The following is a 19,194-nucleotide window of genomic DNA, read 5'->3' as shown; positions in this document are numbered from 1 at the left end:
TTCCCGGTGCGATCAGCCCGATAGAACGGATCCCCCATGACATCTCCTCGTGTTGCGCTCAGCGCAGCGGAACTCGACTCCCTCAGCGCCGACGTCCTCGTGCTCGGTGCCGTCTCGGGCTCCGACGGCCCCGTGCTGCTCGGCGACGCGCCCGCCGTCGAAGAGATCACCGCCCAGTTCGCCACCTTCGGCTTCGGCGGCAAGGCCGACGAGCTGTTGCGCCTGCCCACGGAGGACCCGTCGTTCGGCAGCGTGGCCATCATCGGGCTGGGCGCGGATGCCGGCACCGACGCGGTGCGCAACGCGGCCGCCTCCGCCGTGCGCCAGCTGGCCGGCGCCGAGTCGCTCGTGCTCGACCTCGGCATCAACAGCGCCGCCGATACCGTCGCCGCGTTCGAGGGTGCGACGCTCGGCGCCTACGCGTTCAACGCGTTCCGCGGCAAGACCAAGGACGCCCAGAAGCCGACCGCGGCCTCCGTCACCATCCTCAGCCCGACCGCGGTGCCCGCCGAGGCGCTGGAGCGGGTCGACGTGCTGGCGGATGCCGTCAACTTCGTGAAGGACCTGACGAACACCCCCGGCGCCGAGCTGTTCCCGGCCTCCTTCGCCGCGGCCGCCGAGCGCGCCGCAGAGGGCCTGCCGGTCACCGTCGAGGTGTGGGACGAGGCTCGGCTCTCCGAGGAGGGCTGCGGCGGCATCCTCGGCGTCGGCCAGGGCTCCTCCCGCCTGCCGCGCCTGGTCAAGGTGAGCTACAACCCGGCCGGGGCGGCCAAGCACCTCGCCTTCGTCGGCAAGGGCATCACCTTCGACACCGGCGGAAACTCGATGAAGCCGGCCGATTTCATGCTCACCATGCACCACGACATGGCCGGCGCCGCCACCGTGCTCGCGGCGACCATCGCCGCCGCCCGGCTGCAGCTGAACGTGCGCGTCACCGCCTGGCTCTGCATCGCCGAGAACCTCGTCTCCAGCACCTCCATCCGCCCGAACGACGTGCTCACCATGCGCGACGGCACCACCGTCGAGGTGCTGAACACCGATGCGGAGGGGCGTCTGGTCATGGCCGACGGTCTGGCTCTGGCCAGCGAGGAGTACCCGGACGCGATCATCGACGTCGCCACCCTCACCGGAGCAGTGATCGTGGCGCTCGGCCGCCGCACCGCCGCGGTGATGGGCGAGACCGGCCTCGTCACGAGCGTCGTGGAGGCGGGCCAGACCGCCGGAGAGGCGCACTGGCCGATGCCGCTGCCCGGAGAGCTGCGCGGCCTGCTCGACTCCCGTTTCGCCGACCTGGCCAACCTCAACCCCTCCGTGCGCGATGGCGGATCGCTGCTCGCCGGCGTGTTCCTGCGCGAGTTCGTGGGCAAGACCGCCGACGGCTCCGGCACCATCCCGTGGGCGCACCTGGACATCGCCGGCACCGGCACCAACAACGGGGCGGCCTACGGCGTCACCAGCATCGGCGGCACCGGCGCCTCGGTGCGCACGCTGGTCACCGTGCTGGAGGACTTCGCCGGCTAGCCGGCACCAGCCGCCGACGGTGTCGCCGCGCTACTCGCGCGGCAACACCGTCAGCACCCGCCGGATGTGGTCGCGGAACTCGGTCATGAAGTTGGCGAGGAACACCGAGGTGCTCTCGATCAGCACCTCGCCACTCTCGGCGAACATCTCCGGTGTGTAGTGGATGTAGGCCTCGGGCGCCGTCATCTGCCGGGCGTTGACGAAGCTGAGCACCCCGCGCAGGCTCTGCTGCGCGACCGCCGTGCCAATGGAGCCGATGGAGGCGCCGATCACCGCGGCCGGGATGTGGTCGAAGGAGTTCTGCCCCCACGGCCGGGACGCCCAGTCGATCGCGTTCTTCAGACCGCCCGGGATGGAGCGGTTGTACTCCGGGGTGATGAAGAGCACGGCATCCGAGCGGCCGATCGCGTCTTTCAGCGCCCGCGCCTCCGACGGGAAGTCGGCGTCATAGTCGGCGCTGTACAGCGGCAGCCCCCCGATCGGGATCTCCGTCAGCTCCAGGTCTTTCGGCGCGAGCGCCACCAGCGCCTTCGACAGCGTCCGGTTGATGGACGTTGAGGAGAGGCTCCCCACGAAATAGCCAACCTTGTATGTGCTCATGGTCACTCCTTCGGCGCCTCAGGGGACGCGACACGGGGTCATCGTACGCTCGGCTCCTCCGTGCGGCCACAGCTCGGGCAGCCACGAAATAGGTAGAAAATACCGATGCCCCTGCCTCGGCCTCCCCGTAATGTTTGACGGTTGGTGATTTCGCGGCCGGCCTCTCGCCCGGTACGCAGGGGGATGGAGAGCCGTGCTGAGTGCGACGTTCAAGGGGATGGTGGCGGTTGCGCTCGGCGGGCTCATCCTGTTTCCGACGGATGCCGCGCGCGCCGCGGACGCGACGCTCACCGTCGACGCCCCGGCGGCGACGCAGCAGCTCTGGGTTGATCTGGAGCGCCCCGGCCTCGCCGCCGGCGACGTCGAGCTGAGCTATCGCGCGGCAGAGCGCGGGGCGGACTGGCTGCCGATCACGGTGCGTGAGACCGCCTTCGGCGCGACGGCGATCCTGCCAGCCGAGGAAGGCCGCTACGAGTTCCAGGCGCTGAACGGCGCGGCCGCATCCGCTCTGGTGCTGACCTTCGCGACCGGAGACGGCACCGTCGTCAGCAGCCACCGGGAGCAGCTGCCCGCCGCCCCCGAGACCCCGGGCACCCCAGGCGGCCAGAGCCCCGCCGCATCCGCGCCGAGCGGCCTGGCCAAGACGGGTGTGCTCATCTCGGCCGGCATCGTCGGCGGCACGTTCGCCCTCCTCGTCGGCGGCTTCCTGGTGCTGTCGCAACGCCGCGCCGGCTCGACGGGAGCCGCTCGGTGATGCGCTCCCTCCCGCGCCGGCTCCGCACCGGCGTCGCCGGCGTCGCCGTGCTCTCCGTCACCCTGCTCGGCCTGACCGCCGTGCCGGCACAGGCGGAGGGCCTCCTCGCGGAGGGCATGCTGCTCGACGTCGCGGATGTCGCGCCGATGGCTGTCGTCACGGACCGACTCCCCGTCGTGGATTCGCAGGCCGGCTGGGGCTCTGCGCTCGGCACGGACCCGCTGGTGCGGGTGGGGCTGCGCGGCAGCGCAGACGGCCACGCCGCGGTGCTGCTCCGCGTGACGCTGCCGCAGGCGGCATCCGACACCGTGCTCTCGACCGGCGACCCGGCCGCGCCCAGCACCGTGTTGAGCGCGGCCGCCGGCCAGGCCGCCTCCACCACCGTGCTGCTCCCAGTGACCAACGACTCGGTCGCGCTGTGGGCGAGCGTGACCGCCGAGGTGCGCATCGAGACCGTCGCCGCCTTCGACGGCGCGGCGGCCGTGCCCGGCTCCACGATCGCGCTGCCGACGCCGGTGCGCCGCGCAGACACCGCGGTCGGGCTCGGCGGGCCGCTGCTGACGGCCGGGGACACGCGTCTCATCGGCGTCACCGGCGAGGGCGGTGTCGCGTCCGAGCTGGTGCGCGCCGTCTACGCCAGCGTCACGGTCGAGCTCAGCGAGCCGACGGACCTCACCGTCAACGGGCTCCGCCTGCCCCTGCCCGGCGGGCCGTCCACGATCACCTCGGTGTTCACCCCGGATGAGAAGGGCCTGATCGCACTCGGCCTCGCCGCAGGCAGCGGCAGCCTGCAACTCGACGTGCTCGGCTGGATGCCGGAGGCGGACACCGACTTCGAGCAGGCCAACGTCGTCGGCAGCTTCGTGCACTCCACCGAGCGCACGACCGCGCAGCAGCTGCGCGTCGCCGCCTCCGGAACGCGGGCGGACCGGCCCGTCGACACGGCCGACACCACCGACTCCTCCTACTCCCTCGTGTTGCTCTCGGCCGAGCCGGGCGCCCAGCTCGCCCTGCTGGGATTCGGCCCGCAGCAGGGCCGTGCCAGCGGCGTGGCCGTCGACCCCGCCGCGGGCGCGCTCCCCCAGCTGGCCATCGCGCCCACCATCGACAGCACCAGCAGCCTCGCGCTCAGCCGCGGGGCCGTGGATGCCACCGTCATCGCGCTCGGCGACTTCCTGCACGACGCCCCGCGGCGAGGCGACGCCGAGCCGAGCGTCACGATCACCGCCCCGCTCACGCAGAGCGCGATCGACCTCGGCGAGAACGGCGCCTTCCTCCTCGAGGGCACCCTCGACACCCCGGGCGCCGCGCTCGACCGGGTGGAGATCTCCAGCCCGGGGGCGGGCCTGATCGGCACCGCCGAGTTCGCCACCGGCAGCGACGGCACTGTCTCCTGGTCGTTCGAGGCGTCCGCCCCTGACGACGGCGAATTCGAGTACATCGCCACCGTGTTCGATCGCTCCGGGGCCAGCAGCAGCGACAGCGTGCACATCGACATCACGGCCGCCGATGCCGACGACGTCGTCATTTCGATGAACACCGTGCTCGTCAACGGCGCCGGACAGCCGGTGATGCGCGGGGTGTCAGCGCACAGCGTGTCATTCGAGGAGCTGCCCGACTTCGACACGAACGACGTCCTGGTGTCGGATGTCACAGACACACTGCCGGACGGCTTCTTCGAACGCGTCGTCTCGGCCAACCGGGTGGGCGATCTCTGGGTCGTGTCGACGGTGCCGGCCTCCCTGGAAGCGGTGTTCTACCAGGCCGACATCGACGAGCAGCTCGTGCTCGAGGACCCAGCCGGCATCACCCGGAGCGACGACACGAGTCCCCCGACGGGCGACGACGTCACCTTCACCGACATCGACAACGGCGATGAGGGCGCGTTCATCGCGACGGGCGACGACGTCGACCTGGCGCCGTACCCGGATCCCGCGGCTCCGGCCCCCGCGCAACTGGCCGCGCCGAGCGCCGCCGTGATGATGGCGTTCGCATTCAAGCCGGCGCTGTTGGTCAAGTGGAGCTCGGGTGCGCCCGACGTGACGAACCTCACGGATGCCGGGGCGGACGCGCGGGCGGCCGCCGCGGCCGAGGTCGAGGCATCCGCCGTCGACGAGGAGCTCTCGCTGAGCGCCCTCGTCGAGGCCGACACCCAGGTGGCCGTCACGCTCACGATGGTGCTCGACATCACCATGCGCTGGAAGTGGAAGGTGATCCCCGCATCCGTCGACGTGAACGAGTTCACGGTGAAGGCCACCACGAAGGTCAAGGCCGAGGTGTCGTTCAAAGCGAGCGTCGAGTGGGAGAGGAACGTCAACCTCACGAAGGATCTCGTCGGCTTCACCTTGCCCTCCATCCGGTTCATGGCCGGGCCGGTGCCCGTGGTGATCACGAACAAGCTGACGCTCGGCCTCATGGTCGACCTCAAGCTCTCGGCGACCGTCACCGTGCCGATGTTCGGGTACACCCGCGAGGAGACCAACGGCTTCAGCTACACGAAGGCCAACGGCCTGACCCGCGTCCACGAGGGGCCGGGCGGGAGCTTCAAGCCGCTCACCTTCGATGGGATGCCGGGCACGACGTCCGCGGACTTCGAGGGGACACTGGCCGTGGGGCCCCGGATCAAGCTGGACAGCAAGATGTACGGCGTCTTCGGGCCCAACGTCTCGGCCGGCGCCCAGCTCGGCGTCACCGGCGCCGTGCACCGTCCCGACATCTCCAAGCCCGAGGTCAGCGGCAGCGTCGAGATGTACGCGCGCGCGGCGATCGAGGCGCGCGCAGAGCTGAAGATCCTGCGCTGGACCCTGCTCGACGTCAAGCTCGCCGACAAGGCGTTCACCTACTCCCTCTGGAAGACCACCTTCGGCTAGCCCCGCCCCGTGGCCCTTTCCCCCGCTGGTCGAGTAGCGAGGAACGAGCGTATCGAGACCCCGCACGCGAAACAGTCCCGCCCTGCCAGAGTCTCGATACGGCCCTGGCGGGCCTACTCGACCAACGGGAGAGCAACAGCCGACACGCATTGCCCGTTGGCTCGAGCGAGCCCCGATCGACCGAAGCCAACCGCGCACCACTTCCCACACCCCGCTGGTCGAGTAGCGAGGAACGAGCGTATCGAGACCCCGCACGCGAAACAGTCCCGCCCTGTCGGGCCTACTCGACCAACGGGAGAGCAACAGCCGACACGCATTGCGCCGTTCGCTCGAGGCCCGCGTCCGAATCACCCGGTCTATGTGATGCCTCGCATGATGGCGCGGCGCAGGCTTCAAGAGACGGGCAGCAAGACTTGTGGAGGCGTAATCATGGAGCGTGGCGATTTTGCAACGGAGCCGCCGGAGACGCAACCGTTAGACCTCGCCGAGCTGTTCGGCCAGAGGGCGAACGCCCCGGAACCGGGCGCCCCATTGGGGCTCGACACGGGCGCTGACGAGGTCTAGCCCATGCGGCAGACCGGCGGGGTTCGGTAGTCGCGTGTCCTCCCACGGAGCGGCGCAGGGAATCATGCCGGCGCGGTGGACTCTGGTGCCGCTTGCACTGGCCCAGTTCATCTGCTCATTCGCGGGTTCGAACATGAACGTCATGCTCAACGACATGAGCCGCGACCTCGACACGACCGTGCAGGGCATCCAGGTCTCGATCACGCTGTTCCTGCTGGTGATGGCCGCGCTGATGATTCCCTTCGGCAAGCTCACCGTGCAGCTCGGACGGAAGACGTGCTTCGTCCTCGGCCTCTCCGTCTACGGGCTCGGCGCCCTGCTCAGCGCCCTGTCGCCAGGGCTCGGGGTGCTCATCCTGGGCAACTCGATCCTGGAGGGGGCGGGCACGGCCCTGCTCATCCCCCCGGTCTACATCCTGGTGACCCTGTACTGGACGGGGCTGGCCGACCGGGTTCGCGCCTTCGGCGTGGTCAGTGCCGCCGGCGGGATTGGCGCGGCCACCGGGCCACTGATCGGCGGGTGGATCACCGCCGCGCTCAGCTGGCGGGCGGCCTTCCTCTTTCAAGCCCTCGTGATCGTGCTGATCCTCTTTCTCGCGATGCGCCTGAAAGACCCGCTCCCGAAGGAACCCGGCCGCCCCTTCGACGTCACCGGAGCGGTGCTCTCCGCGCTCGGCCTGATCATCTTCGTGCTCGGCATCCTTGCCGCCGACAACAACCTGCTCTGGTCGATCGGCCTGATGTTGATCGGCGCCGCGGTGATCGTCGTCTTCTTCCGCTGGGTGCGCAGGCTGGAACGGCGGGGTCGCGAGCCTCTGTTCTCCACCGCGCTGTTCCGCAACCGAGTCTCCAACCTCGCCCTCGTGACACAGAACTTCCAATGGCTGCTGCTGATGGGCACATCGATGCTCGTCGCCAGCCATCTGCAGGTGGTGCGTCAGTACGACGCGATCGAGACCGGCGTCATCTTCAGCGCCGCCACCCTCGGCATCCTCGTGTCCTCGCTGTCCGCGTCCTGGCTGGTCCGGCACTTCTCGCAGCGCGCGCTGATCATCTCGGGCTTCCTGGTCACGGGCGTCGGCCTGCTCCTCCTGCTCCTCGTCGGCGCCGTCCCGGGCGCCTGGCCGTTCGCGCCGGGCCTGCTGGCGATCGGGTTGGGCCTCGGCGCGACACTCACGCCGAGCGTCAACATCGTGCAGTCCGCGTTCCCGGAGGAGACGCAGGGCGAGATCTCCGGGCTCTCGCGGAGCGTCTCCAACCTCGGATCCAGCTTCGGCACCGCGATCGTCGGCACCCTCCTCGCGCTCACCGCGGTGGGGCCGGCCGACGGCTACCTGGTGGCGATGATTCCGCTGCTCGCGGTCGCGCTCGGCGGCGCCATCGTCGCCGGGTTCCTGCCCGGGCGCTCGAAATCCCCCTCGAACACAGGAGCATCAGCATGAACCGCTACCCCTCGATCGCCGATCACGGTCTGATCGGCGATCTGCAGACGACCGCTCTGATCGCAACAGACGGCACGATCGACTGGTTCTGCAGCCCGCGCTTCGACTCGCCGAGCATCTTCGCCTCACTGCTGGACCACAGTCGCGGCGGCCACTTCAGCGCACACCCGCACGACGCCGTCTTCGAGACGAAGCAGCTCTACATTCCCGACACCGCCGTGCTCGTCACCCGATTCCTCACCGAGAACGGCGTCGGCGAGCTGATCGACTTCATGCCCGTCAGCTCCGAGTCGCCCAGCACCCGGCACCGCCTCTTCCGAGTGCTGCGCTGTGTGCGCGGCACCATCGACTTCGACATCGAGATCGCACCCCGCTTCGACTACGGCAGGCAGCAGCACGAGCTGAAGGTCGCCGACCATGGCGTGACGTACACGGCCGGCAACAGCCGGATGTCGCTCAGCCTCATCCGCGAGCCGGATGACGAACGGCTGGCGCGCTGGCAGGAGACGAGCGACGGCGACCTGCACTTCTCGCTGAGCCTGGTGGAGGGCCACATGCGCGGGGTGGTGCTGGAGACGGGCAGCGAGGCGCCCCCGCAGGACGTGCCGGTCTCGACGGCCCAGCGGATCTTCGATGACACCGTGTCGTTCTGGCAGGACTGGATCAGCCGGTCCACGTACAAGGGCCGCTGGCGCGAGGAGATCGACCGCTCGGCGATCACCCTTAAGCTGCTCACCTACTCCCCCTCCGGCGGGCTCGTGGCCGCGCCGTCCGCTGGCCTGCCGGAGCAGCTCGGCGGCGAGCGCAATTGGGACTACCGCTACACCTGGGTGCGGGATGCCTCCTTCTCCATCAACACCCTGGTGCGGCTGGGATTCCTCGATGAGGCGGCAGCGTTCGGTCGCTGGCTGCGCGACCGCGTGGTGGAGCCGCTGGACAGTGACACCGGCCCGCTGAACATCATGTACCGGGTCGACGGCGACCCGGACCTGGTCGAGGAGATCATCGAGGGCTGGGAGGGGTACCGCGGCTCGTATCCGGCCCGCATCGGCAACGGGGCGGCCGAGCAGCTGCAACTCGACATCTATGGGGAGGCGATGGATGCCATCTGGAGCGCGCATCTCGCCGGGATCGAGTTCGGCCAGGCGGGGTGGCAGGCCATCTGCGATCTGCTCGACTGGCTGGCCGACAACTGGGACCAGCCGGAGGAGGGCATCTGGGAGACCCGCGGAGGGCGCAAGAACTTCACCTACGGGCGGCTGATGTGCTGGGTGGCCTTCGACCGCGCCATCCGGCTCGCCGCCGCGTACGGCCGACCGGCGCCCGTCGCACGCTGGACCGTGGAGCGCGACGCGATCTACACCCAGATCATGGAGAAGGGGTGGGACCCGACGCGGCGAGCGTTCGTGCAGCAGTACGGCGAGCCCGTGCTCGACGCATCGCTGTTGAAGATGCCGCAACTGGGCTTCATCGCGCCGCGCGACCCGATGTGGCTGGACACGCTGGCGGCCATGGAGACGGAACTCGTGTCGGACAGCCTCGTCTATCGCTACGACCCGAGTGCCTCCCCCGACGGCCTGCGCGGCTCGGAGGGCACGTTCTCGCTCTGCACCTTCCTCTATGTCGACGCGCTCGCCCGCAGCGGTCAGCTCGCCAAGGCACGCATCACCTTCGAGAAGATGCTGAGCTACGCGAACCACCTCGGCCTGTACTCGGAGGAGATCGCGCTGACCGGCGAGCAGATCGGCAACTTCCCGCAGGCGTTCACGCACCTGGCGCTCATCGACGCCGCCATCACTCTGAACGACCGCCTCGATGAGGCGGCGGCTCGGGGCCGGCACTGACCCGCCCGCCTGCTCGGGCAGGCTGTGGTCATGACGTTCCGGAATCGCCTGAGGGATGCGCTGCTGCGGGCGATGAATCTCGCCCATCGCGGCGTGCTCGCGGCATCCGGCGGCCGTCTCGGGTGGACGATCGGGCCGATGCCCGCCGTCGAGCAGCACACGATCGGACGCCGCACCGGCAGGCGTCGCTCGACGATGCTGACGTCGCCGGTGCACGAGCACGGCCGGTACGTGCTCGTCGCGTCGAAGGGCGGCGACGACCGAAACCCCGAGTGGTACCGCAATCTGCAGGCGAATCCGGGCGTCGAGCTCACCGTGCGCGGCGAGGTCCTGCCGATGCGCGCCCGCACCGCGACCGCCGCAGAGAAGGCCGAGCTCTGGCCGCGGATCATCGCCGTGAACCCGGGCTATGCCGGCTACCAGCGGAAGACCACCCGCGACATTCCCGTGGTTATCTGCGAGCCGGGCTGACGCTTTCGCGCGATCGGCATGATGCGGTGCGGCGCGTTCGCGGATGCAATGGGCTTTCAGCGACGCTACCGCTCGCCTGACACCCACCGCAGAAGGTTGGAATTCTCATGACTGACAACACCGACGATGCCCCCGTCCTCGATTTGCTCGCCCGCATGACCGCTGACTCCGTGGAGTCCTCCAGCCTGGACCCACGGTCCCTGTTCATGGTTCGGGTCGCCGCGCTGGTCGCGATCGGGGCCTCGCCGGTGTCGTACGCACTGAACCTCGAGGTCGGCGAGGAGATGGGGCTGAGCGTGGAGGACATCCGCGGGGTGCTCACCGGCATCGCCCCCATCGTTGGCACGGCGCGGGTCGCAGCGGCGACCGGCAACATCGTCACGGCCCTCGCCGCCGAACTCGAGCTGCTCGACCTCGAGGTCGCCCTGCTCGACGACGAGGAGTAGCTTTCGCCATGGCGGGCGCCAGCGGGGCGGGCTTGCCCGATTGCGGGGCGCCCGCATGAGCGATCAGCTCACCGTCATCCTGGGCGGAATCTTTCTCGCACTGGACCTCGCGATTCGCATCGCCGCGCTCATCATCGTTCCGCGCGGGCGCAAACCGACGGCCGCGATGGCCTGGCTGCTGGCGATCTTCCTCATCCCGTACGTCGGCATCATCCTGTTCCTGCTCATCGGCAACGCCCGCCTGCCGAAGAAGCGTCGAGAGAGGCAGGCCGAGCTCAATCGGATGATCGCGGCCAGGGCCGGCACACTCGACCTCGCCGGGGACCGGTCGAGTTGGCCGGACTGGTTTGCCTCGCTCACCCGCCAGAACCAGGAGCTGGGGGCGCTGCCCGCCGTCGGGGGCAACACGGCGCTTCTCATCGACGACTACCGCGGGGGCATCGACGCGATGGCCGCCGAGATCGACGCCGCGTCCCGCTTCGTGCACGTCGAGTTCTACATCGTGTCGTTCGACAACACGACCCGGGGATTCTTCGCGGCGATGGAGCGGGCCGTGCAGCGGGGCGTGAAGGTGCGTCTGCTCGCCGACTATGTCGCCTCCCGGCGCACCGCCGGCCAGGAGGAGACCTTCGCCGAGCTGAGCCGCATCGGCGTGCAATGGAGCTGGATGCTGCCGGTGCGGCCGCTGAAGGGCGAGTACTCGCGCCCCGACCTGCGCAACCACCGCAAGCTCGTCGTCGTCGACGGGCTGGTCGCGTTCGTCGGGTCGCAGAATCTCATCGACCGCAGCTACAACTCGAAGAAGAACCTCGAGCGCGGACTGCAGTGGCAGGAGCTGATGAGCCGGGTGACCGGTCCGATCGTCAGCGCCGTCAACGTGGTCTTCCTCTCCGACTGGTACGTGGAGACCGGCGAGCTGCTCGGCGATGAGGAGCTCGTGCCCGCCACCGCGGTGGCCGCCGACAACTCGCCTGATGCCCTCGTCTGCCAGATCGTGCCGAGCGGGCCCGGCTACGAGGATGAGAACAACCTGCGCCAGTTCCTCACCCTCGTCACCTCCGCCCAGCGGAAGGTGATCATCACCAGCCCCTACTTCGTCCCGGACGAGGCGATGATGTACGCGATCACCTCGGCCTGCGCGCGCGGCCTGGACGTGCAGCTGTTCGTCTCCGAGATCGGCGACCAGGGCTCCGTCTGGCACGCGCAGCGCTCGTACTACGACAGCCTATTGCGAGCCGGTGTGCAGATCTGGCTCTACCCGGCCCCGTTCATCCTGCACTCCAAGCACCTGTCGATCGACGAGGACGTCGCCGTGATCGGCTCGAGCAACATGGACATCCGCTCCTTCGCGCTGAATGCGGAGGTGACAATGCTGGTGCGGGGCGAGGCCTTCGTCGCTCAGATGCGGGCGGTGGAGCAGCGCTACCGGGATGCCGGCCGGCGGCTCACTCGCGAGGAATGGCAGAAGGAGCCGGCATCCGCGACGTTCCTGGACGGCGTCGCCCGCCTGACCTCGGCGCTGCAGTAGCGCCGAGCGGATCAGCAGCGCCCCGCTGGAGCGACTCTCGCCCCACGCGACGGGCTGTCAGTACCGGTTCGGCGAGGACGAAACCTACTGAGCTTCCCGAAGCTCCATGTCGTGTTTCCGGAGCGCCGAGAGCACCGCCCCACGGATGATCGCCCACAGAATCAACAACGTGGCGATCCCAACGAGGAGCCCACCAGGCAACGCTCGCGATCATCATCGGCCAGAAGCGCGAGAGCGACCGCCGTTCCCGCGCCTGACCCGAGTACCACACGGGAACCCGCATTCCATGCCCCCACCGGGCGCCGTCTCATCGCGAGGCGGCGCCCGCTGGGGGCTTTTTTTGCGGTGCGTGCGGGCACCCACATGCCGATACCGGCATGCACCCCCAAACGGGGCACATCTCACCTAGAATGGGGGAAGGTTGCCCAGCTATCCTCGTCGGCCAATTCGCATCTGACTTGCGCGCAGACACTGCTCGGCCTTCTCGAAAGCCATTCGGCGCGAGGTTCAGGCGGCAGGGAGCGGGCATCATGGGGTCCATCATTTACGGCGGCGGCCGACGCATACAGTTCGACGATCGAACCCTCGCGCACTTGCAGCGGATTATCGTCGCCAAGCTGCGCCGGCAGGAGAGCTTTACTCTGTCCTGGCAGGCGGAGGATGGCAAACAAGGGCGATTCTCCCTCTGGATTCACCCATCGATCCCGCTGCAGTTCGAGTTCGACGAGGCTGAGCAACCCGACGTCAACCGGGAGTGGTTGACGAGGATGTTGGTGGACGCAACTGCATCCGGAGAAGTCCGACTCGCTCCTGAGCCCGTGGCCGTGTCGGCGTGACCCGCAACAAAGCGAGAGGCGCGTTCTTTCGCCCTGCGCCGGGCAAGCGGTTGCGTGACTCTCATGTGCGGACGCTTCCCGATGGACGACAAGGCGAACCGGCTGATCGAGGACTTCGTCGCCGATGACGGCGACCCGGCCGACTGGCTCAAGTCGTAGCAGTCGTCCTGGGATGTGAAGCCGACGCAGCAGATCCCCGTGCTGATCGAGTCCGCGAAAGGCACGGGTGAGCTGGCGTCCATCCACGACCGCACACCGGTGACGCTGCGCGCGGAACGGATCGGCTTCGGAAGGGGCCTGGTGGGCTTCTGGTGGCGGCGGAGCGCTCGGGGCGGCGCAGCAGCGAGGAGGGAGTCTACGCCGCCATGTGAAGGCAGACCCGCGGGCGTGGGCTTGTGAGGCGCGACGCCTGCAGCGGCTTTGCCGATTCGTTGAGTTTCCGTTGACTTCTCGACGGCGATCTCTTGAGCGACGGACCCCGCCACGTTCGATCCCATATTTCATATGGATCTTTGGTGCCCCTGGAGGGACTCGAACCCCCAACCCTTTCCTTAGGACGGAACTGCTCTTCCATTGAGCTACAGAGGCTGACCCAGAAAGTTTACCGGTTTCTCGATGGCCAGATCGGCACCCGCGGGAGCCCGGTGTGGCGGGCGCCCGCCGCCAACTGTTCGCGCATGCACTTGCCACGTCAGCTTGATGGATCTTTCGACCGAAGCCCCGAGCGGGCCTGCGGGTACAGAGCTTTCGCAAGTTTAGAAGGGCGGGGTGTCGGGGAAGCGAGCGGGCGGTTCGAGCGCGGATGCTGATTCGGCATCCGGTGGCCCTGCACGAGGTGGTGCATGTTGGATGCGGGACGGTACGGTCATGTACTCACGTCCGCCCGGTGAGGTCCATCTGAGGTTGCCTCTGCCGACCTGTTCCACCCGCCAGCGCGAGTTGTGCTTGAGCCGGTGGTGCTTCTTGCAGAGCACGGCCAGGTTGGCCTCGACGGTCAGCCCGCCGTTCTCCCAGGCCCGGGTGTGGTCGGTCTCGGAGCGCTCCGCCTTGCGGGTGCAGCCGGGGAACCGGCAGGTCTCGTCCCGGTAGAGGATCCAGCGCCGCAGCGACTTCGACATCCGGTACTGGGTCGGGTCCAGCTGCAGCGGGGTGCCGTCGAGCGGGTCGGTGAGGATGCGGTGCAGCGTGGGCGCCTGGGTGACGAGCCTCCGGGCGGTGTCGGCGTCGATCGGGCCGTAGCCGTGGAGCTCGGCCGGCTCCTCCGAGGTGCCGATGAGCGTGTCGATGCCGATGGTGAGTTTGGGGACGGCGACGAAGACCTCGGGGCGGGAGAACGCGAGCGTCGGGATGTGACTGCTCTCGCCGTCGGGTGAGCCAGCGGGCAGGCCGAGCAGCAGTTCGGCGGCGATGTCCGCCTCCAGCTGGGCGTGCGTGCCGCTTCCGAGGATGCCGTCCGCCGTCTCGCCCGTCACCTCTCCCGTCGCCTCGTCCGCCTCCGGCCCGGCGGCCTCGGCGGCCTCCTTCTGCGCCTCCGTGGCAAGGTCGCCCACCCGGGTGCTGATGGCGAGGGCCTTCTCGGCCTCGAGGTAGAGGTGCAGCCAGGCCATCCCGTCGGCGTCGGGCTCGAACACCAGCCGCCGGTCCGCCCGGGAGGTGGCGACCCGCTCGGCCAGGGCGTCCGGGTGCAGCCGGTCGCGGATCCGGGCCACGGCTTTGTGGAACGCGGAGACGTTCATGGTGCGGGCCTTGCCCAGCGCCTCCCGCTCGAACCGGACATGCAGGGCCGGCGGCAGGAAGACGGCCGCGGCGAGGATCTCGCGGGCGTGCCGCACGGTGATGGTGCCGCCGGATAGTTCGGCCAGGGTGTTGGTGAAGGTTCCGCAGAGCTGGCCGGCCTCGTAGATCAGTCCGACCATGGTCCGCTCATGCACCCGGAGGACCAGGGCCAGCTCGGCGGTGATGCTGCGCCTCGCGAACTGCTCGTCCAGGGAGGGTCGACCGCCCAGCGGGTCGGCGATCGCCACCGCCCGGCGCACGGCGGAATCGATCCGCCGGTAGCGCTCGGCCTGCAGCGCACACTCCGCGGAAGCCCCCGAAATCAGCTCGGCCAGGTCCGCGTCCAGCACCGGGTCGGACCCGGATTCTGAGGCCTGCGTCGGCTGCATTTCCATGACTGAAGCGTCTCACCGACCTCTGACACTCCAAGGCGAAAACAGGCCCGAATCGGGGCAATTGTGGACAACTTCGGCCGTCGTTACCTGATTGTGACCTTTGGGCGTCCGCGTGCGCGTCCGCAGCCGATCGTTGCGGGTTGGCTCCCGGGCTTCGCTCGTTCCTCGCTCAGCCGACGTGGGGAGGGGCGCTCTGCCGACGTGGGGAGGAACGAGGAACACCGAGAGCGGGACAAGGGGGCGGGTTGGCGAGGTCGGGTCGCCGGGTCTCGATACGGCGCTGGCGCGCCTACTCGACCAGCGGAGGTGTGCGCGGCATCCGGGCAAGCGAAGCGGCGCTATTGGCTTCGGTCGCAAGCTCCCTCGAGCCAACGGGATGCGATGTTGGCTTCGGTCGCAAGCTCCCTCGAGCCAACGGGATGCGATGCCGGCTTCGGTCGCAAGCTCCCTCTAGCCGACGGGTGCGGTCGCGCGCTCCCTCGGGCCAACGGGGCGCGGTCCAGGATTACGGCGGCGGGTAGAGGAAGAGGTCGACCTCGCCGATCGGCACGGTGCGCCGGTGGTACGAGTGGTCGTTGCCCCAGTTGTACTCCTCGAGCACGACGGTGCCGTCACCGGGCACGGACTGCACGTAGGCGACGTGGTTGGCGGTGAACCACGCGACGGCGCCCGTGATGGGCTCGTAGCTGGTGGTCCAGCCATTGCTGTTCCACGCATTGGCCCAGTTGTAGGCGTTGCCGCCGCTCGGGGTCAGTGTCGACCACACCCATTTGAACGGCCCGGTCGCACCGGCGTCGCGGTTCAGTCGCCAGGCGACGAAGTCCACACACTCGCGGTAGTAGTAGTTCATGGGCGAGAGGCCGCCGCCCTGGTCGTCGGTCGCCTCCCACGGCCACGGGTAGTCGTCGCCTTCCTGGCGCACGCCCGGGGTGGTGTTCGCGCCAGCCCGCACCCGAGCACTGGCAGCCTCGGCCGCGGCCAGCTCGGCGGCCTGCCGCTCCGCCTCGGCGGTGAGGCGCTGGATCTCCTCCGCGCTCACGGCGGTGAAGCCATCGTTGGTGACGCTGACCTCGGGCGAGAAGCTGGTGATCTTCACGCTCTGGGCGCCAGCCGTGCTCGCCTCGCGGGCGCTGCTCGCGCCAAAGCCCAGCCCGCCGTCTGCGCCGAGGGCATAGGCCGGCAGCGCCGCGGTCAGGAACAGCCCGGGTACGACGGCAAAAGTCACGAGCGAGCGCATGGCGCCACGACGGGCCTGCTGCGGGCGGCGCGGCGCGCTGAGCGCCCGCCGAAGTGGGGCGGATGCCGCGGCAGCCCGCTGCACGGAGTCGCGCACCGCGCGGCTGAGCTTCGGGTCCGCACGCGGGACCACGGGGTCGACGGGCGCGGCGGCGGCGACTTCCGGAGCGGAAACCACGGACTCGACCACCACGGGTTCAGCACCACTGGCGGCAGCCGCGGAGGCGGATTCTGCGGCGGCCTCGATCGCCCACTGCTCGCGCATCGCACGCCTGCTGGGCAGGGCGGCATCCGTGCTCGGCTCACCGTTGAGTCGGCTTGATGCGGGTTCCGTCACGCGTGGTCCTTTGCGGCACGCGAACCGCGACGGCGGGGCGCCGTATTGCGGTGCTGCTGTGCGTCGTGCTGGGGGCTTCGTACAGGTGGAGCCCGGGAGGACTCCAACCTCGCCCACATTACGGGAGCGTAACGGCCTTGTCACCCTTTATCTGGGCAACTCTCACCCGCCTGTTGAGGGTTTGCGGGCCCGTGCCTACTCGTAGGCGCGGCCCACTTCTTCGTCGAGCTCCTTGTCGTCCACGGCGAGATCCTTCACGGTCACCCTGGTGGCGTGCGTCAGCAGTTTCTGCACCCCGTCGCTCTCCGCCGGGTCGAGGACGAGCACGATCCCGGCGCTTCCGGCGTCCAGCGTCTCGCTGATCGCCTCGAGGTCCTTCGACGGCGTCTTGCGCGCGATGTGCCCGGCGATCGCGCCGACCCCGGCGCCGGATCCCCCCGCGACCAGGAGCGCCCCGCCCAGCGCGACGGCCGGGAACAGCGCGACGGCGAGGCCGCCGGCCAGCCCGATGCCGAGCCCCTTCCGCACCCCGTGGTGCTTGGCGCCGTCGTCGCGCTTCGGGATGGTGAGCTTGCCCTCCATGTCGCGGTTGATGACCGCGGCGTCGAACGAGCCGTGCTTGTCGGCCTCGGTGAAGTACTCATGGACCTTGTCGAAGTCGGCCACAGCCTCCTCCTCGCTCGCGTACTGCGCCGCAATCGCGATGTAGGTCTGGTCGGCCATGGCGAAGCTCCCGTCGTCCCCGGCCGGCGACGCGCGGAGGGCTCGCCGACCGCCAGTGTGAGTGGTCGTTGAGGCGACTCTAGGGTGGCCGCCCCGCGCCGCCATCACGCACATTGGATGACGCTGGCTACGCGGCAGGCTCCAGGAACTCGTCCCATTCGGGCAGCGTCCGCTCGGCCACGCGCAGCCGCCAGCCGCCCTCCCTGGGCACGTACGGCGCGAAGCGCAGCTGCCAGCCCATCTCGACGGGCGTCCTGTCGCTCTTGACGTTGTTGCAGCGCAGGCAGCAGGCCACCAGGTTCTCCCAGGTGTCGCGCCCGCCGCGCGATCGCGGCAGCACGTGGTCGATGGTGCTCGCCGAGCTGCCGCAGTACGCGCAGCGGTGCTCGTCCCGCCGCAGCACCCCGCGCCGGCTCACCGGCACCATTCGCCCCCGTGGGAGGCGCACGTAGCGGGTCAACAGAATCACCGACGGCCGATCCCACACTCCGGATGTCGCCCACACCGGGTGCCCCGTATCGATCTGCAGCACACGCGCCTTGTCGTTCATCACGAGCGCGAGCGCCCGCTTGAAGCTCACAACGGCGAGCGGTTCGTAGCCGGCATTCAATACGAGCGTATGCATGGTCTCCCTCTCGAAGCAGGCTGCACGGCTTGCAGCCATTCGACTCTCCGACGGCGGGGATGCCAGAGCGAGCATTCAAACAGAAAAGGACACCGTCATGATGACGGTGTCCTTCGATCCACGGCCGGAGCCGGGGCAAGTTTGACTGCTGTGCCTCAGGGCGAATAGGCGCTGGGCATCCGTGGTGTGGATGTTCCGTGCCCTGTCCATCGGCTCTCCGAGATTCCTCAACATGTCAGGGCTTCAGGCTAAACCACTTTTTCTGCAATGAGGCCCCGCAGCACGCCGCATTCTCCACTCGCTACCCAGAGTTCACCCGAGGGGCATGACAAAGGGGCGAACGGATGCCGCCGGCATCCACTCGCCCCTCCCCATCAGAGAGCCCTGACGGGCCTCGGCTAAATGCCGATGCGCACGATGTAGTAGTCGCTCGTCCAGATCGGCTGCACCCGCACTGAGGCGCCCTCGTACGGCGCGTGCAGGATGTTGCCGTTGCCGGCGTAGAAGCCGTCGTGGCCCTCCATGATCACGAGGTCGCCGGGCTGGGCGTCGTCGATCGAGATGCGGGTTCCCGCGGCACCCTGGCCGTTGGAGGAGTGCGGCAGCGAGATGCCGAACTGCGCGAAGACGTACATGACGAAGCCGGAGCAGTCGAAGCCGGCCGGGGTCGCGCCGCCGTAGACGTACGGAACACCCTGGTACTGCGAGGCCACGCTGTAGACGGAGCCCAAGTCGTAGCTCGGGTAGGCCGGGTTCGCGAGGAAGTCGCCGACCGAGGGGCCGGAGTACGACGCGGCATACGAGGTCATCTGAGCGGCAACCTCTGCGGCACGCTCGGACGCGGCCTGGGCTGCCGCGGCTGCCTCGATGTCGGCCTCGCTGACAGCGTCGTAGCCGTCGGCGGAGACGGTGATCTTGGCGGCATGCTTGTCGACCTTCACGTCCTGCGCCTCGGCCTGCTTGAGCGCGGTGGCAGCGGATGCCGCGAACTGCTGGTCTTCCGCGCCGGGCGCGAACGCGTAGGCGGGCAGCGCGATCGTGCCGATCATCCCAAAGGAGAGAGTGATGACGACTGCGTTGCGCAGGCCCTTGCTGCGGGGCTTGGAGCGCATCGCCTCCGGGGGCATGACCGCCCGGTTTGCGGCTGCAGTGCCGGCCGCGGGGACCACTGCACTGCCTGCTGAAGATCTTCTGACTCCTCGGGGGGAGCGCTTAGAACCTAATAGA

15 protein-coding genes and 1 tRNA gene are annotated in these 19,194 nt (G+C 69.1%); 9 read left to right on the top strand and 7 right to left on the bottom strand.

Features of this window, described 5'->3' with window-relative positions; genetic code table 11:
* The first annotated feature begins 36 nt into the window (after positions 1-36).
* Entirely contained in the window at positions 37-1,521 is a 1,485-nt protein-coding gene (locus GY24_RS04590) for a leucyl aminopeptidase (protein ID WP_104474566.1), read from the top strand.
* Positions 1,522-1,551: 30 nt separating this feature from the next.
* Here the strand turns inward: GY24_RS04590 and GY24_RS04585 are convergent, their stop codons facing one another.
* The gene (locus tag GY24_RS04585; RefSeq protein ID WP_104474565.1) at positions 1,552-2,121 is read right to left on the bottom strand and encodes an NADPH-dependent FMN reductase; all 570 of its coding nucleotides are present in this window, start codon (positions 2,119-2,121) and stop codon (positions 1,552-1,554) included.
* A 193-nt stretch (positions 2,122-2,314) separates the two neighbouring features.
* On the opposite strand from GY24_RS04585, the gene GY24_RS04580 reads away from it, so the two are divergent.
* The 8 genes from GY24_RS04580 (at position 2,315) to GY24_RS04545 (ending at position 12,875) form a co-directional block, all read left to right on the top strand.
* The gene (locus GY24_RS04580; protein ID WP_133161113.1) at positions 2,315-2,875 is read left to right on the top strand and encodes a hypothetical protein; all 561 of its coding nucleotides are present in this window, start codon (positions 2,315-2,317) and stop codon (positions 2,873-2,875) included.
* Complete coding sequence (locus tag GY24_RS04575) at positions 2,872-5,745, top strand: hypothetical protein (RefSeq protein ID WP_133161112.1); 2,874 nt, start codon at positions 2,872-2,874, stop codon at positions 5,743-5,745. Before GY24_RS04580 ends, GY24_RS04575 begins: the two co-directional genes overlap by 4 nt.
* Positions 5,746-6,343: 598 nt before the next feature.
* The gene (locus GY24_RS04570) at positions 6,344-7,750 is read left to right on the top strand and encodes an MFS transporter (protein WP_233279194.1); all 1,407 of its coding nucleotides are present in this window, start codon (positions 6,344-6,346) and stop codon (positions 7,748-7,750) included.
* On the top strand, positions 7,747-9,594 hold the full coding sequence (locus GY24_RS04565) for a glycoside hydrolase family 15 protein (RefSeq protein WP_104474561.1): 1,848 nt from the start codon (positions 7,747-7,749) through the stop codon (positions 9,592-9,594). Before GY24_RS04570 ends, GY24_RS04565 begins: the two co-directional genes overlap by 4 nt.
* 30 nt (positions 9,595-9,624) lie before the next feature.
* A complete protein-coding gene (locus GY24_RS04560; RefSeq protein ID WP_104474560.1) occupies positions 9,625-10,065 on the top strand; it encodes a nitroreductase/quinone reductase family protein in 441 nt (146 codons plus the stop codon).
* Positions 10,066-10,172: 107 nt separating this feature from the next.
* Positions 10,173-10,511 carry a carboxymuconolactone decarboxylase family protein gene (locus GY24_RS04555; protein ID WP_104474559.1) on the top strand — a complete coding sequence of 113 codons (339 nt, stop codon included), beginning with the start codon at positions 10,173-10,175 and terminating at the stop codon, positions 10,509-10,511.
* A 55-nt stretch (positions 10,512-10,566) separates the two neighbouring features.
* Positions 10,567-12,039: a cardiolipin synthase gene (cls, locus tag GY24_RS04550; protein WP_104474558.1), complete on the top strand. Its 1,473-nt coding sequence runs from the start codon at positions 10,567-10,569 to the stop codon at positions 12,037-12,039.
* A 530-nt stretch (positions 12,040-12,569) separates the two neighbouring features.
* Positions 12,570-12,875, top strand: a complete 306-nt coding sequence (locus GY24_RS04545; RefSeq protein WP_104474557.1) for a DUF7882 family protein — start codon at positions 12,570-12,572, stop codon at positions 12,873-12,875.
* A 513-nt stretch (positions 12,876-13,388) separates the two neighbouring features.
* On the opposite strand, the gene GY24_RS04540 is transcribed toward GY24_RS04545, so the two are convergent.
* The 6 genes from GY24_RS04540 to GY24_RS04515 form a co-directional block, all read right to left on the bottom strand.
* A tRNA-Arg gene (locus GY24_RS04540) sits at positions 13,389-13,463 on the bottom strand.
* A 167-nt stretch (positions 13,464-13,630) separates the two neighbouring features.
* A complete protein-coding gene (locus GY24_RS04535) occupies positions 13,631-15,046 on the bottom strand; it encodes an HNH endonuclease signature motif containing protein (protein WP_104474556.1) in 1,416 nt (471 codons plus the stop codon).
* A 505-nt stretch (positions 15,047-15,551) separates the two neighbouring features.
* Positions 15,552-16,619: a CHAP domain-containing protein gene (locus tag GY24_RS04530; protein WP_133161111.1), complete on the bottom strand. Its 1,068-nt coding sequence runs from the start codon at positions 16,617-16,619 to the stop codon at positions 15,552-15,554.
* A 195-nt stretch (positions 16,620-16,814) separates the two neighbouring features.
* Entirely contained in the window at positions 16,815-17,342 is a 528-nt protein-coding gene (locus GY24_RS04525; RefSeq protein ID WP_104474554.1) for a hypothetical protein, read from the bottom strand.
* A 127-nt stretch (positions 17,343-17,469) separates the two neighbouring features.
* Complete coding sequence (locus GY24_RS04520; protein WP_083365520.1) at positions 17,470-17,967, bottom strand: HNH endonuclease; 498 nt, start codon at positions 17,965-17,967, stop codon at positions 17,470-17,472.
* A gap of 398 nt (positions 17,968-18,365) precedes the next feature.
* Positions 18,366-19,094, bottom strand: coding sequence for a C40 family peptidase (locus GY24_RS04515; RefSeq protein ID WP_104474585.1), 729 nt, complete (start codon positions 19,092-19,094; stop codon positions 18,366-18,368).
* Between the last annotated feature and the right edge of the window lie 100 nt (positions 19,095-19,194).

This window comes from Microterricola pindariensis (assembly GCF_002936985.1).
In the GTDB taxonomy this organism is placed as follows: domain Bacteria; phylum Actinomycetota; class Actinomycetes; order Actinomycetales; family Microbacteriaceae; genus Microterricola; species Microterricola pindariensis.
This window is presented reverse-complemented; position numbering and strand designations above follow the sequence as displayed.

Coding starts and splice junctions, on each gene's coding strand:
- GY24_RS04590 (WP_104474566.1), top strand. CDS start 37: ATGACATCTCCTCGTGTTGCGCTCAGCGCAGCGGAACTCGACTCCCTC.
- GY24_RS04585 (WP_104474565.1), bottom strand. CDS start 2,121: ATGAGCACATACAAGGTTGGCTATTTCGTGGGGAGCCTCTCCTCAACG.
- GY24_RS04565 (WP_104474561.1), top strand. CDS start 7,747: ATGAACCGCTACCCCTCGATCGCCGATCACGGTCTGATCGGCGATCTG.
- GY24_RS04560 (WP_104474560.1), top strand. CDS start 9,625: ATGACGTTCCGGAATCGCCTGAGGGATGCGCTGCTGCGGGCGATGAAT.
- GY24_RS04555 (WP_104474559.1), top strand. CDS start 10,173: ATGACTGACAACACCGACGATGCCCCCGTCCTCGATTTGCTCGCCCGC.
- cls (WP_104474558.1), top strand. CDS start 10,567: ATGAGCGATCAGCTCACCGTCATCCTGGGCGGAATCTTTCTCGCACTG.
- GY24_RS04545 (WP_104474557.1), top strand. CDS start 12,570: ATGGGGTCCATCATTTACGGCGGCGGCCGACGCATACAGTTCGACGAT.
- GY24_RS04535 (WP_104474556.1), bottom strand. CDS start 15,046: ATGGAAATGCAGCCGACGCAGGCCTCAGAATCCGGGTCCGACCCGGTG.
- GY24_RS04525 (WP_104474554.1), bottom strand. CDS start 17,342: ATGGCCGACCAGACCTACATCGCGATTGCGGCGCAGTACGCGAGCGAG.
- GY24_RS04520 (WP_083365520.1), bottom strand. CDS start 17,967: ATGCATACGCTCGTATTGAATGCCGGCTACGAACCGCTCGCCGTTGTG.
- GY24_RS04515 (WP_104474585.1), bottom strand. CDS start 19,094: ATGCCCCCGGAGGCGATGCGCTCCAAGCCCCGCAGCAAGGGCCTGCGC.